A 13,857-nucleotide genomic window follows, 5' to 3' on the forward strand; every position below is an offset into this window, starting at 1 on the left:
ATGCGCCCCATGCCGCTCGCTTGCTTAGTGGCGGAAGTGCCGCCGCCCCGTAAACACCATCGCCAGCCCCAACCGATCCGCCGCCGCGATCACCGCGTCGTCGCGCACCGACCCGCCCGGCTGGATGACCGCCGTCGCCCCCGCCGCCGCCGCAACCTCCACCCCGTCGGGGAAGGGGAAGAGCGCATCCGATGCGATCGCGCAGCCCTGGAGCGACAGCCCGGCGCGGGCCGCCTTCTCCACCGCCACGCGCGAGCTATCGACGCGGCTCATCTGGCCAGCGCCCACGCCCAGCGTGCGGTCTGCGCCCACGTACACGATGGCGTTCGACTTCACGTGCTTCACCACCCGCCAGCCAAAGCGCATGGCCAGCTCCTCGCTGGGCGTGGGCGCGCGCTTTGTCACCACCTGCCACTCCTCGCCCGCCAGCGGCGCGCGGTCCCACTCCTGGGCCAGCAGGCCGCCGGGCACACTGTGCAGCATCAGCCTGCGCTCCGCCGAGACCGGGCGCAGCGCGCGCACCAGACGGCGGTTCTTCTTCTTGCGCAGCAGCTCCAGCGCCTCGGGGGTGAAATCGGGCGCGATCAAGATCTCGGTGAAGAGCTCATCGATCGCCTGGGCCAGCGATAGCTCCATGGGATGGTTGATCGCGATGACCCCGCCAAACGGTGCCTCACGATCAGTCGCAAAAGCAGCCTCCCAAGCCTCCAGCTGGGTCGCCCCCACGCCCACACCACAGGGGTTGGTGTGCTTCACGATCGTCAGCGCGCAGCCCTCGGCAGCAGGGAACTCTTCGGTCAGCTCCTGGGCTGCGGCGATATCGAGGATATTGATGTAGGAAAGCTCTTTGCCATGCAGCGTCTCGAAGAACTGGCCAAAGTCGCCATAGAGCGCAGCCTGCTGATGCGGGTTCTCGCCGTAGCGCAGCTCCTGCGCCTTGGGCAGCCCCACATTCAGCGTCGCGGGCAGAGCATCGCCGCCAAGGTACTGGGTGATCGCCGCATCGTAGGCGCTGGTGTGGGAGAAAGCCTTGGCCGCCAGCCGCCGCCGCAGCTCGGGCGTCACCGCGTTGGCACGCAGCGCATCCAGCACCGGCACGTAGTCGGCAGGGTCCACCACCACCAGCACATCCTGGTGATTTTTGGCCGCCGAGCGCACCATCGAGGGGCCACCGATATCGATATTCTCTATCGCATCCTCGAAGGTCACATCGGGTCGGGCTACGGTCTGCTGAAAGGGGTAGAGGTTGACCACCACAAGGTCGATCGGCCCAATCCCATGCGCCTTGATCGTGTCCATGTGCTCGGGCAGATCGCGCCGCGCCAAGATCCCGCCGTGGATGTTGGGATGCAGCGTCTTCACGCGGCCATCAAGGATCTCGGGGAAACCCGTCAGATCGCTCACTTTGGAGACGGGGATACCGGCCTGGGCCAGCGCCTTGGCGGTATTCCCCGTCGAAACAATAGCAACCCCCAGCTCGTGCAACCCTCGCGCAAACGCGTCCAGACCATCTTTTGCAGAAACACTAATGAGTGCGCGCACGGTACTACCTTTGGTCTCTAATGCGGCCAAACGCCTAGGGAAACCATGGCCGCAACAAACGGCAACGGCCCTGCCCCCAACGGCAGGGGCAGGGCCGCGATTATAGCACGAATAGCCTTAGGATGACCAATAAGGCTCTAGGCGATAGCCCCGAAGACCTCTTGGATATAGGACCGGACATCATTGGCGGGCTGGCGCACGCGGTTGGGGCCAAACACACGGTTGGCGCTGGCCTCAAACACATTCACTGCCGAGAGCGCCTGATCTTGCGTCACCACCGAGCGGTTCTCGATGCCAGCGCGGATGTAGGCGTCTTCCAGCAGGCCCCGCGCCGAGGGGCCAAGCGCGCTGGTGACGATCCGCTCAAGCTCGGGGTAGAGCGAGTCGACCAGGTTGGTCTCGCGCCGCTCGATCAGGCCGTTGCTGAGCAGGCGGGCGATGATCTCGCAGGTGCGAAGCTCGCCCAGGCCGCTGCGCTGAGAGATCTGAGCGATTGTATTCTTGCCGTTCACCATAGTTAGGACGCGCCACTCCTCGGCCTCGATATTGATCTCGTTGCTTGTCGAGGAGGGGTTTGTGACCAGCCGAGGAACCATTGACAGCGAGGGCAGCTGCGACTGCAGCTTCTCCCACGCCTCCTGGCGCATGATCCCCTCCATGATCATCATCTCATTGCTCAGCGTGATCGGCGAGCCTTCGATGGAGACGTCATCGTGGAAGCGGAACGGACCAGAGGAAAAGGTGAAGAAGGTATACGCCGCCTCAAGCGGGGGCAGATTGCCAAGCTGTGCGCCGACGATCTTTCCATCGCGAAAGTAGAGCCAACCCTCAAGTGTTTCTGCGCCGCGCGCCCCCTGCAGAAACACCCCGCCGGTCTTCTTGCTCAGATCGACCAGCTGGATGATATCGGTCAGGTGGAACTCGCTCAGATCGCCTTCAAGCGCCATACGACAGTTCTCAGTTCTAAGTTTTGAGTTGCTGAGCGGGCATCGCAATGGTATCGACGATAGGGATCGAACCTGCGAGCTCAAAACTCAAAGCTCGATCACAGCTTGCTTATGACCAACCGACTAATTGCCTTCAGGGTATCAAAGACCCCGTCGCCGCGCGTCGCCACTGCCTCAATGCGCGGCCAGTTGGTGCCAAGCGATGGCGGGTTGAGAAACTGATCGAGCTTGTCGGAAGGCAGGCGATTGGGGAGATCGGCTTTGTTGTACTGAAGGACGATCGGGAACTCCCGAAAGTTCTTATTCATCTTCGTGATGTTTTGGGCAAGCTCGCGCAGGCTCTTGAGGTTTTCCTCAAGTTTGTGCCGCTGCGAGTCGGCCACGAACACCACGCCGTCAGCGCCGTTGAGCACCGCCACACGGGTGCGCTCGTAGAGCACCTGGCCAGGCACGGTGTAGAGATGGAATCGCGTCTGGAAGCCACGCACCTTGCCGAGGTCAAGCGGCAGGAAGTCGAAGAAAAGGGTGCGCTCGGTTTCAGTTGCGATGGAGAGAAGCTCGCCCTTGACCTCTTTGGGGACGGCGCTGTGAATGTACTGCAGATTGCTCGTCTTACCGCCCATACCAGGGCCATAGTAGACAATCTTGCAGTGGATCTCGCGTGCTGCAACGTTAATCAGGGCCATACGGTCCTCTCGTATGCCATAACTCTCAGGGAAAGTACAAGCGTCATTAGAAGGCGGCCCCGCGGCTAATCACGGAACAGCAGATCGATCGTATCTTCCATAGAAGTGCGGAAAGACGAACCAAGAACATCATCCCGGGCCTTGTGCTGTTGCCGCACGCGCTCGAGCACGGCGCTCAGCTCGTCGGTGGCCTTCTTGGTCAGCACCTTGACAAGGCCGATGTGCGTACCTTTGTTGAAGATAATGCAGAGAATCCACTGCTCTTCGATCAGAGCAATGAAGATGTTTTCGCGCACGCCCTGCTGAAAGAGCATGCGGAAATCTTTCTCACGCAGCAGCTTTGCGACTTCGCGCGAGGACGCAAAGGTACCAGCTATCAGCGCGCCCAGCGCGGTAATATCCTGGCGGCTGCTATCGCCCTGAGATGCAATGACTTGCCCACTTTTGTCGAGAAGCAGAGCATGGTTCCCCTGCGTATCCTCGACAAGGTGCGCCAGACACTCCTCGATCTGGGCTACCTCTTCAGTCGGGACAATGACACTGGTGAGCTGTGGATCCATGGCGTATCCTATCCTGTTTGCTGTGGTACCCGCGCCGGGGAAACGCGATCCTGCCCGACGCTGCTATTATACTACATTCGTCAGCGAGACGCGCCTGCGATCATGCCTCGGCGCCATTCGCGCGCTCTTTCTCTTTCGGCGGCCGACCAGTGCGGATGTTCCGCAGCGAGTGAATAGTAGCAGAAATTGCGCGATCTGCCCACCCGTAGATGGTTGGGCGGCTCTTGCTGAGATCGTCGGCGATCTGAGTAACATTTGTTCGGTATTCAGGATCAAACGTTGCGAGGTTAATCCGCGCCGATGCCACAATCTGAAGGATTTCTTCCTCGGTGAGGTTATGATCGCGGATAAGCTTTTTTGCACGTTTGCTACTCAGATCCAGGCGCATATGCGCCCTCCTTACCGCATGTGCTGATTCGCAGCCCTGCCGTCGGACACGGAAGACAGGATATCGGGTCGGAATTGTTTGTCATCATATCATACCCACCACGGGCTGTCCAGTACTGTTTGTAAATAGTAATCGGCGGGTGCGCTCATAGGTATAGCATAGTACTCATGTCACTACAAAGCATAGCGATGACCTAGGCTTAGCCTGTGCGAAATCGAGATGCACAGCAGATCGTGGCCGCGAGGGCCGACACTTACAGCGCCGCTTTGGCCCAAGCTGGCGGCGAAGTGTAAATGTTTGCCCAGCAAAACAAAAAAGGCGCGGCCACACGATCGTGTGGCCGCGCCCCAGCGCGGGTGCCTAGCCGCCAAACGGCCAGGCATGCTGCCAAGCTTAGTTGTTGCTCGCCGCCAGCTCGGGCTGGCCAGCGCCCACGCTCACGCTGATCTTGCGCGGCTTGAGCGCCTCGGCCTTGGGGATGACTAGGTTGAGCACGCCGTGCTCTAGGCTGGCGCGGATGCCCTCGGCGTTGACCGTGGTGGGCAGCGAGATGCTGCGCTGGAACGCGCCAAACCGGCGCTCGACACGGTGGTAGCTGCGCTCCTTGCTCTCCTGATCCTGCTTGACCTCGCCACGGATGGTGAGCACGTTGTTCTCGACGGTGATGTCCAGATCCTCAGGCTTCAGGCCGGGCACGGCGGCCTCGACCACAAAGGCGTCCTTGGTCTCGCTCAGATCCATGGCGGGGGCGAAGGCAGCGCCTGGGCGGCGCGGGGCGGCAGCAGGCGAGACGACACTATCCTCAAACAGCTGCTGCATGGCCTCGCGCAGAGTCATCATGTCCTGGACAGGGTCCCAGCGATTCAGGCTTGTCATGGCAACTTCTCCTTGTATCATTTATCTATGTCAGGTGGCCCGCGGCTCGACTTTTGCTGTCCATCTGCCGCGTTGCCGTACGTGTATTAGTATATTCAGCGTATGTTAGAATAGCGTCTGTGGAGCGCTAGAGCAATGTTAGATACCTCCGACAAACGACTTCGCCAGCGCGAGCTGCTGCTGCGGATCAGCAGCGCCCTGACCGAGCAGCTCGACCTTGGGTACGTGCTCAACCTCGTGATCGATGTGGCCGTGGATCTGCTGGCCGGCACATCCGGCCTGATCGGCCTGCGCGACGAGGATGGGCAGGTGCGCGTGCACGCCGCCGCCCGCCTGCCTAGAGAGACATGGTCGGCCTTCGAGCCGCTGCTGGCGCTGCCCCCCACCGAGAGCTACGCCGTGGGCCGCGCCTTGGGCGAGATCGCCCGCACCACCGCGCTGCCGCTGCGCCAGGCTATTGCGCTGCCGCTGGTGTTTCGCGGCAATGCTATCGGCATCATCTATGTGTTTCGCGCCGCCGTGAACGTGGCCTTCACCCGCGAGGAGCAGGATCTGCTCACCGCGTTTGCCGACCAGGCCGCGATCGCCGTGACCAACGCGCGGCTGTACCAGGGCGTGCTACGCGAGAAGCAGCATCTGGATGCGATCATCGAGCAGAGCGCCGACGGGGTGATGATCCTTGATGCGCGCTGGCGGATCACCACGTTCAACCGCGCGATGGAGCGGCTGACCGGCTGGTCGCGCGATGAGGCCATGGGCCGCCCCTGCGCCGAGGTGCTGGGCATCTGCACGCCCCAGGGCGTGAATATCTGCCAGGTGGACTGCCCGCTGCACCGCCAGCCCGCACCGGACGACCCGGTGGTGGAGGGCTGGATCGGCGCGCGCGACGGGCGACAGCGCTATGTGCAGAGCCGCTACGCGGTGCAGCGCGGCGCGGGCGGCGAGTTCCAGAGCGCGATCGCCAATGTGCGCGACATCACCCGCCAGCGGATCGAGGAGGAGATGCAGAACACCTTCATCTCCGTGGTCTCGCACGAGCTGAAGACCCCGGTGAGCATCATCAAGGGCTACGCCGAGACGCTGGCCCGCGAGGATGCGCACTGGGATGCGGCAACCATGCTCGACGGCCTGCACGTGATCGCCGAGGAGTCCGACCGGCTGGCCGCGCAGATCCAGGGCCTGCTGGATGCCTCGCGGCTCCAGGCGGGCGGCATGCGGCTCGACCCGGTGGATTTTGCGCTGGCCCCGCTGGCCAAGGATCTGGTCGAGCGCTTCCAGGTGCAGGCGGGCGAGGCGTTCAGCTTCGAGCTGCGGCTGGCCGAGGACATGCCCAGCGTGCACGCCGACCGCGAGCGGGTGCGCCAGATCTTGGAGAACCTGCTCTCCAATGCGGTGAAATACAGCCCCGATGGCGGCACCATCCGCCTGACGGCCCGCGCCGACGGCGGCTACGCCGTGATCGCGGTCAGCGACCAGGGCGTGGGCATCCCCCCCGAGGAGCAGCCGCTGGTGTTCCGCCGCTTCTACCGCGTGGACAACCGCCTGCGCCGCTCGACGCCGGGCACGGGGCTGGGCCTGTTTCTGAGCAAGGCGCTGGCCGAGGCCCACGGCGGGCGCATGTGGGTCGAGAGCCAGCCGGGGCGCGGCTCGCGCTTCTTCTTCACGCTGCCCCTGGCCACCCCGCAGCTGACCGACGCCACGCCGCCCGAGCCACCCGAGGTTCCCTTCAAGCCATTTGGCCTGCTGACCCATGAGGAATAGCTATGTCTGAGATACGCGATAAACTGGTGCTGGTGGTGGATGACGAGCAGCGGCTGGTCAACTTCATGCGCATGAACCTGGAGCTGGAGGGCTGCCGCGTGATCAGCGCCTCGAACGGGCGCGAGGCGCTCGACCGCGTGCGCGAGGATATGCCCGACGTGGTGCTGCTGGACATCATGATGCCGGGGATGGACGGCTACGAGACACTGCGGCGCATCCGCACCTTCTCGCAGGTGCCGGTGCTCATTCTGACCGCCAAGGACGAGGAGGAGGACCGCATCCGCGGGCTGGAGCTGGGGGCCGACGACTACATCGGCAAGCCCTTCGGCCACCGCGAGCTGATCAGCCGCATCCGTGCGGTGCTACGCCGCCACTACACCCAGCCGCCCGAGCCGCAGACGCTGGTGCAGGTGGATGAGCGCCTGACGATCGACTTCGCCCGCCGCGAGGTGCTGATCAACGGCGAGCGCATTAACCTGCGGCCCACCGAGTACCGCCTGCTCTACCACCTGGTGCAGAACGCGGGCTATGTGATGACCCACGAGCAGCTGCTGAGCAAGGTCTGGGGGCCGGAGTACCACGACGAGTCGCACTACCTGCGACTGTACATCACCTACCTGCGGCAGAAGATCGAGGAAGACCCATCCAGCCCGGTCTACATTCTGACCGAGCGAGGCGTGGGCTACCGCTTCGTCGACTTTAAGCGCGGCGAGTAGCCTATGATCGGGCACATCATCGCCGCGCTGATCAACACCACGCGGGCCGTGCGCAACGGCTGGCGGGCGCTGCTGCGCTGCCGTGTGGACTACGTGCGCATCCCGCTGCGGGGCGCGCTGCCCGAGCTGCCGCCCCACGCGCCGCGCTGGCAGCGCCTGCTGCGGCGCGGGCCAGCCCAGCCCAGCCTGACGGCGCTGCGCCGCCAGCTAGCCCAGGTGGCCGACGACCCGCAGTCCACGGGCGTGCTGCTGGAGATCGGCGCGCTGGCCACGGGCTGGGCCACGCTCCAGAGCCTGCGCGACGAGCTGCGGGGCTTCCGCGCGCGGGGCAAGCGCGTGGTGGCCTACATCACCGCGCTCGACGCGCCGGGCTACTACCTGGCCTGCGCCGCCGACGAGATCGTGATGCCGCCCAGCGCGGTGTTTCAGGCCACAGGGTTCGCCAGCGAGGTGCAGTACCTGGGCGACGCGCTGGCCCGCGTGGGGATTGTGGCCGAGGTCGAGGCCGTCTCGCCCTACAAGGCGGCCTACGAGCGCTTCACCCGCGCCGACATGTCGCCCGAGAACCGCGCCCAGCTGGAGCGGCTGATCGACCAGCGCTACCATGCGCTGCTGGCCGCCGTGGCCGAGGGGCGCGGCACCACGCCCGAGGCGGCCCGCGAGCTGATCGACCGCGCGCCCATGGGCAGCGCCGATGCGCAGGCGGCGGGCCTGATCGACGCGCGGCTGTACGAGGATGAACTGGCTCGGCACCTGGGCGCGGGCCAGGAGGCCAAGCTGCTCCCGTGGGCCAGGGCAAAGGGCGCGCTGCGCTTGCCCATGGCCCGCTACCGCAAGGGTGTGGTCGCCGTCATCCCGGTGGAGGGCACGATTGTGGCGGGGGCCAGCCAGCGGCTGCCGCTGCCACTGCCGCTGCTGGGCCAGGTGCAGGCCGGGTCAGACAGCATCGCCCAGGCGGTGCGCGCCGCCGAGCGAAGCGGGCAGATCGCCGCCGCCGTGGTATATGTCAACTCGCCGGGCGGCGACGCCTTCGCATCCGACCTGATCTGGCGCGAGGTGCTGCGGCTGAAGGCCAAGAAGCCGGTGGTGGTGGTGATGGGCGACATGGCCGCCTCGGGCGGCTACTACCTGGCCGCGCCCGCCTCGGCGATCTTCGCGCAGCCGGGCACGGTGACGGGCAGCATTGGCGTGATCGCGATGCGCCCGGTAGTGGGCGGGCTGCTGGAGAAGGCCAGCATCCACACGGCCAACATCCGGCGCGGCGCGAACAGCGGCATGTACAGCATCACCCAGCCGCTGAGCGAGGGCGAGCGCGCCGCGTGGCACCGCCTGATCGAGACGATCTACGCCGACTTCAGGCAGCGGGTGGTGGCGGGACGCGGCATGGCCGAGGCCGAGCTGGAGAAAATCGCGGGCGGGCGGGTGTGGTCGGGCAGCGACGCGCTGCGGCTCGGGCTGGTGGACGCGCTGGGAGGGCTGCCCGAGGGCATCCGCAAGGCCCAGGAGCTGGCCGGGCTGCCGCCAGACGAGCGCGCGCCCTTCGCGGTGCTGCGCGGCGGCGCGGGGCTGCCGCCCCAGCCCTTCCCCGCCGAGGGCCTGGCCGCGCTGCTGGCCTGCGCCGAGGATGGGCTGAGGCCGCGCCTGTGGGCTATTCTACCGTTCGTGGGGCTGTAGCTTCTTATAGTGAACCGATAGCGATGCCCGATTATGTGCGTCGTTATCGGTTAAAGAATAATCGCCCTCCGTTGAACATTTTTCGCCCTCCGTCGGACATTTTTCGCCCTCCGTCGAGCATTTTCCACCCTCCGTCGAACATTTTTCACCCTCCATCGAACATTTTTTGCTTCTGTTTATCCGTATGTGACATTGGCACATCTGCCAAGCAGCGGTGCCGGAGTATAATGGCCGCAAGACACGCGACAACGATGTGAGGCAGCCATGAGCGATGAACATACCCCCGTGAAGACCGTCTACCGCGCCGAGGACGGCGGCACGCCGCAGCCGGACCCCGGCCAGTACCCCTTCACGCGCGGCATCTACCCCACGATGTACAAGGGCCGCCTGTGGACCATGCGCCAGTACGCCGGGTTCGCCTCGGCCCGCGAGAGCAACCAGCGCTACCGCTACCTGCTGACCCAGGGCCAGACCGGCCTCTCGGTGGCCTTCGACCTGCCCACCCAGCTGGGGCTTGACTCGGACGACCCGCGCGCCGAGGGCGAGATCGGCAAGGTCGGCGTGGCGATCGATAGCCTGGAGGACATGCGCACGCTGTTTGACGGCATCCCGCTGGACAAGGTGACGACCTCAATGACCATCAACGCCCCGGCCTCGGTGCTGCTGCTGCTGTACCAGCTGGTGGCCGAGCAGCAGGGCGTGCCCTCGGAGAAGCTAGGCGGCACCATCCAGAACGACATTCTGAAAGAGTACGCCGCGCGCGGCACCTACATCTTCCCGCCCAAGCCATCCATGCGGCTGATCACCGACACCTTCGCCTACTGCCGCGACCACATCCCCGGCTGGAACACCATCTCGATCTCGGGCTACCACATCCGCGAGGCGGGCAGCACGGCGGCGCAGGAGATCGCCTTCACGCTGGCCGACGGCATCGCCTACGTCGAGGCCGCCATCCGCGCCGGGCTGGATGTGGACAGCTTCGCACCGCGCCTATCGTTCTTCTTCAACGCCCACAACGGCTTCCTGCAGGAGGTGGCAAAATATCGGGCGGCGCGGCGCATGTGGGCCACGATCATGAAAGAGCGGTTTGGGGCCAAGAAGCCGCAGTCGCAGATGCTGCGCTTCCATACGCAGACGGCGGGGTCGAGCCTGACGGCCCAGCAGCCGCTGAACAACGTAGTGCGCACCACCATCCAGGCGCTGTCGGCGGTGCTGGGCGGCACGCAGTCGCTGCACACCAACAGCTTCGACGAGGCCCTGGGCCTGCCCACCACCGAGAGCGCCACCCTGGCGCTGCGCACCCAGCAGATCATCGCCCACGAGAGCGGCGTGGCCGAGACCGCCGATCCCTTCGCCGGATCCTACGCGGTGGAGGCGCTGACCGACGAGCTAGAGCGCGAGGCCTACGCCCTGATCGGCCAGATCGACGCGATGGGCGGCGCGGTGGCGGCGGTGGAGCAGGGCTGGGTGCAGGAGCAGATCGCCGACGCGGCCTACGCCTACCAGCAGCGCGTGGAGGGCGGGCAGCAGGTGGTGGTGGGCATGAATCGCTTCGCCAGCGCCGAGCAGGCCGCCCCGCCGATCTTCACGCCCAACCAGGCAGTGGCCGAGGAGCAGGCGGCGGCGCTGGCGCGGATCCGCGCCGAGCGCGACAACGTGGCCATGGGCGCGGCGCTCGATGCGCTGCGGGCTGCGGCGCAGGGCAGTGAGAACGTGCTCTACCCCATGCGCGAGGCGCTGCGGAGCTATGCGACGGTGGGCGAGGTGTGCGGCGTGCTGCGGGCGGTGTGGGGCGAGTACCACCCCGAGGTGCGGATCTAGGGCACAGGAAGAGGGCGGCGCAGGCTGGCCTGCGCCACTCGCCCTAGAGCGAGAAAGACGGATCGTCGAACAGCTGGCGCACCTGCTGCAGAATGTCGCGCTCGCGCTCGAAGCTGGCCAGGCTGAAGGCCTCGTCGAGCGCGAACCAGCGCACATCATCCACCTCGGCCTGCTGGGGCACCAGGGTGCCATCGAGGTAGCGCACCAGGAAGAAATCCACATACTTATGGATGCGGGTCGGCCCAGCGCGGAACCAGTAGTCGATGGTGGCCAGCCAGCGGTCGACCTCGCCGCTCAGGCCCGTCTCCTCGGCGATCTCGCGCACGGCGGCGGCCTCGGCGGTTTCGCCGCGCCGCACGTGGCCCTTGGGCAGGCCCCAGCGCTGGCCGCCGTTGGTGGCGATCAGGGCGACCTCCACCTGGCCATCGCTGGCGCGGTAGATCACGCCGCCTGCCGAGTAGGCGATCCGGCGATCGTTCTCTGGGGGGGTATTCGATTTTGGCGACGATGATGACATGTTGCCTCGTGCGTGTTGCGCAATGCGCTGCTGACATGGAGAGGATGACGTATCACGCAACACGCAATACGGAACCAGAAGCCTACGACTCTTTGTCCATGGGGATGCGGCCCGCGCGCATGTCCCAGTAGTGGTTGATCGCGTAGCCGATCCGCTGCTTGGCGGTGGCGGCATTCTCCCAGCCCATCGGCTCGACGCGTGCGCCCTCCAGATCCTTGTACACCGTGAAGAAGTGCTCGACCTCTTTGATAAAGTGGGCGGGCAGGTCGGTGTAGTCGTGGATGTCGGCAAAGAACGGATCGTAGTGCAGCACCGCCAGGATCTTGTCGTCGGACTCGCCACGGTCGGTCATACGGAACACGCCAATCGGGCGGGCCTCGACGATGCAGCCGGTGAAAGTGGGCAGGTTGGTCATCACCAGCACATCCAGCGGGTCGCCGTCGTCATAGTAGGTCTGCGGGATGAAGCCATAGTCGCCGGGGTAGTGAACGGGTGAGTAGAGGACGCGATCGAGCTTAAACGCGCCCGTCTTCTTGTGATACTCGTACTTATTGCGCGACCCCTTGGGGATCTCGACAATAACGTGGATCACGTCCGGGACCGCAGGCCCCGGCTCAAGCTCGTGCCACAGATTCATCTCTCATCATCCTCTCAAGCATCGGTGTGACACAAAAGGGCGGGTGTGGCCCGCCCTGCGTTCGCACGGACAGCAGCGCATTGCTGCCAGATACAAGCTATTATACCATGTACGCTCTAGATGCCATGCGGCGCACCTAGCTGCCAAACAGCCCATGCCGATCGTAAGGGCATGCGCCGCCACGGCCATGCATGGCCAGCGGGCAGAAAACCGATGATGAAGGAGGTGACACGATGAATCTTGAGGATATCGTGGCCCAGGCCGCCGGGGTGATCGAGGAGACCCACGCGACGCGCGAGCGGGCGCTGGCGCTCTCGCGCGGGCTGATCCGGCAGTGCGCCAACAGCATCCGCGCCTGCCACCGGGCCGAGTTCGTGCAGGCCCAGGCGCTGCTGGCCGAGGCCGGGGCCACGGCGGCCACACTGCGCGAGGCGCTGCGCGGCCACCCTGGCCTGTTGCACGCAGGCTATACCCAGGATGCGCTGAAGGAGTACGCCGAGGCGGCGCTGGTGTACGCCTTCCTGCGCGGCGAGGATGCGCCCGGCCCTGCGTCGCTGGGCGTGGAGCCTGCGGCCTACCTGAACGGCCTGGCCGAGGCCGCATCCGAGCTGCGCCGCGCCATCCTGGATGGCCTGCGCCATGGCCAGGTGGCGCGTGGCGAAGCCCTGCTGGGCGTGATGGACGAGGTCTATAGCCTGCTGGTGACGGTCGACTTCCCCGACGCGATCACCGGCGGGCTGCGGCGCACCACCGACGCGCTGCGGGCCGTGCTTGAGCGAACACGCGGCGACATGACCTCGGCGCTGCGCCAGGAGGCCCTAGCCGCCGCGCTGCGCGACTTCGAGCGGCGGCTGCCGCCAGCCTAGCGCTGGGTGCTCTTCTTGGCATCGTCGTAGGAGACCACGCGCGCGCCGTTGGCGTAGTGCTCGCCGGGCGCGCTGGGCTGGGCGGTCTCCTCATCGTCGAAGCTGGCCACGCCGCCGGACGAGGACTCGCCGCCGAGCGGGCGCTCGGGCGGGGCCGCATCGCCCAGGGCTAGCTCGCGGTCGGAGACCGCGCCGCCCGGGGTGCGCACGGCGGCCACCGGCGTGGCGGCGTTGGCCGGGCGGTCGATCATGGTCGCGTCGCCATAGCGGCCCGCCATAGGCACGGCGTGGCCCTGATCGTCGTAGATCGCCACATCCACCGGCCCGCTCGACAGCATGTCGGTCTCGTTCTCGCGGATGGAGCCGGCGCCGTCGTGGGCCAGCAGCTTGCGCACCTCGAAGGCGTAGGAATCCTCGGTCTTTACGGCCACCAGGGTCTTGCCGCTCTGCACCGCCTGCTCGTAGCGGCGGGCCTCCTCCTCGGTGATGCCCGCGCTCTGCATCAGCGCGCCAGCCAGGCCGCCCACCACCGCGCCCGCCGCCGCGCCCGTGAGCGCCGCCGCCACCGCGCCGCCCGCGATAAACGGGCCGATGCCCGGCAGCACCAGCGCCACCAGGCCAACCAGGCCGCCCCAGGCCGCGCCCACCAGCGCGCCCTCGCCCACATTCAGCTGATCGCCGTGGGCCGCGTCGGGCGCGATCAGCGAGGTGTCGTGCAGCGGGATCGAGCTGGCGCGCAGCGACTCAAGGGCGTTCTTGGCGGCCTGCGGGGTGTCGAACACTCCAAGAATAGTCACGTAGTTCATGATTGTCCTCCTACCGATAGGCGGCACCGCAGCCGCCTGCTCTGCCGCTCTGCTATGCAA

At 65.8% G+C, this 13,857-nt stretch carries 14 protein-coding genes; 5 read left to right on the top strand and 9 right to left on the bottom strand.

Going from position 1 to position 13,857, the window contains the following annotated elements; translation table 11 throughout:
* Window positions 1-24: 24 nt before the first annotated feature.
* The 6 genes from purH to F8S13_21735 all read right to left on the bottom strand — a co-directional run bounded on the left by purH (window position 25) and on the right by F8S13_21735 (window position 4,999).
* Window positions 25-1,542: a bifunctional phosphoribosylaminoimidazolecarboxamide formyltransferase/IMP cyclohydrolase gene (purH, locus tag F8S13_21710; GenBank protein ID KAB8140865.1), complete on the bottom strand. Its 1,518-nt coding sequence runs from the start codon at window positions 1,540-1,542 to the stop codon at window positions 25-27.
* 137 nt (window positions 1,543-1,679) lie between these two features.
* Entirely contained in the window at window positions 1,680-2,489 is an 810-nt protein-coding gene (locus F8S13_21715; protein KAB8140866.1) for a DUF4388 domain-containing protein, read from the bottom strand.
* Between the two features lie 98 nt (window positions 2,490-2,587).
* Entirely contained in the window at window positions 2,588-3,175 is a 588-nt protein-coding gene (locus F8S13_21720) for a gliding-motility protein MglA (GenBank protein ID KAB8140867.1), read from the bottom strand.
* Between the two features lie 65 nt (window positions 3,176-3,240).
* Window positions 3,241-3,735 carry a roadblock/LC7 domain-containing protein gene (locus F8S13_21725; GenBank protein ID KAB8140868.1) on the bottom strand — a complete coding sequence of 165 codons (495 nt, stop codon included), beginning with the start codon at window positions 3,733-3,735 and terminating at the stop codon, window positions 3,241-3,243.
* Between the two features lie 100 nt (window positions 3,736-3,835).
* Window positions 3,836-4,123 carry a hypothetical protein gene (locus tag F8S13_21730; protein KAB8140869.1) on the bottom strand — a complete coding sequence of 96 codons (288 nt, stop codon included), beginning with the start codon at window positions 4,121-4,123 and terminating at the stop codon, window positions 3,836-3,838.
* Between the two features lie 393 nt (window positions 4,124-4,516).
* Window positions 4,517-4,999: an Hsp20/alpha crystallin family protein gene (locus tag F8S13_21735; protein KAB8140870.1), complete on the bottom strand. Its 483-nt coding sequence runs from the start codon at window positions 4,997-4,999 to the stop codon at window positions 4,517-4,519.
* A 135-nt stretch (window positions 5,000-5,134) separates the two neighbouring features.
* Here F8S13_21735 and F8S13_21740 point away from each other — a divergent pair, with 135 nt between their 5' ends.
* The 4 genes from F8S13_21740 (at window position 5,135) to F8S13_21755 (ending at window position 10,971) form a co-directional block, all read left to right on the top strand.
* Window positions 5,135-6,760, top strand: a complete 1,626-nt coding sequence (locus tag F8S13_21740) for a PAS domain-containing protein (protein KAB8140871.1) — start codon at window positions 5,135-5,137, stop codon at window positions 6,758-6,760.
* A 2-nt stretch (window positions 6,761-6,762) separates the two neighbouring features.
* The gene (locus F8S13_21745; protein ID KAB8140872.1) at window positions 6,763-7,476 is read left to right on the top strand and encodes a response regulator transcription factor; all 714 of its coding nucleotides are present in this window, start codon (window positions 6,763-6,765) and stop codon (window positions 7,474-7,476) included.
* Between the two features lie 3 nt (window positions 7,477-7,479).
* Window positions 7,480-9,150, top strand: coding sequence for a signal peptide peptidase SppA (gene sppA / locus F8S13_21750; GenBank protein ID KAB8140873.1), 1,671 nt, complete (start codon window positions 7,480-7,482; stop codon window positions 9,148-9,150).
* A 264-nt stretch (window positions 9,151-9,414) separates the two neighbouring features.
* Complete coding sequence (locus F8S13_21755) at window positions 9,415-10,971, top strand: methylmalonyl-CoA mutase (GenBank protein ID KAB8140874.1); 1,557 nt, start codon at window positions 9,415-9,417, stop codon at window positions 10,969-10,971.
* 43 nt (window positions 10,972-11,014) lie between these two features.
* Here F8S13_21755 and F8S13_21760 read toward each other — a convergent pair whose 3' ends face one another.
* Window positions 11,015-11,488: an NUDIX hydrolase gene (locus F8S13_21760; protein ID KAB8140875.1), complete on the bottom strand. Its 474-nt coding sequence runs from the start codon at window positions 11,486-11,488 to the stop codon at window positions 11,015-11,017.
* Between the two features lie 82 nt (window positions 11,489-11,570).
* Window positions 11,571-12,125 (bottom strand): inorganic diphosphatase, encoded by a 555-nt coding sequence (locus tag F8S13_21765; GenBank protein ID KAB8140876.1) that lies wholly within the window; start codon window positions 12,123-12,125, stop codon window positions 11,571-11,573.
* A gap of 233 nt (window positions 12,126-12,358) precedes the next feature.
* On the opposite strand from F8S13_21765, the gene F8S13_21770 reads away from it, so the two are divergent.
* The gene (locus tag F8S13_21770) at window positions 12,359-12,991 is read left to right on the top strand and encodes a haloacid dehalogenase (GenBank protein ID KAB8140877.1); all 633 of its coding nucleotides are present in this window, start codon (window positions 12,359-12,361) and stop codon (window positions 12,989-12,991) included.
* On the opposite strand, the gene F8S13_21775 is transcribed toward F8S13_21770, so the two are convergent.
* Window positions 12,988-13,797 carry a hypothetical protein gene (locus F8S13_21775; protein ID KAB8140878.1) on the bottom strand — a complete coding sequence of 270 codons (810 nt, stop codon included), beginning with the start codon at window positions 13,795-13,797 and terminating at the stop codon, window positions 12,988-12,990. The two genes, F8S13_21770 and F8S13_21775, sit on opposite strands and share 4 nt — an antisense overlap.
* Between the last annotated feature and the right edge of the window lie 60 nt (window positions 13,798-13,857).

It is taken from the genome of Chloroflexia bacterium SDU3-3, from assembly GCA_009268125.1.
In the GTDB taxonomy this organism is placed as follows: Bacteria; Chloroflexota; Chloroflexia; order Chloroflexales; family Roseiflexaceae; genus SDU3-3.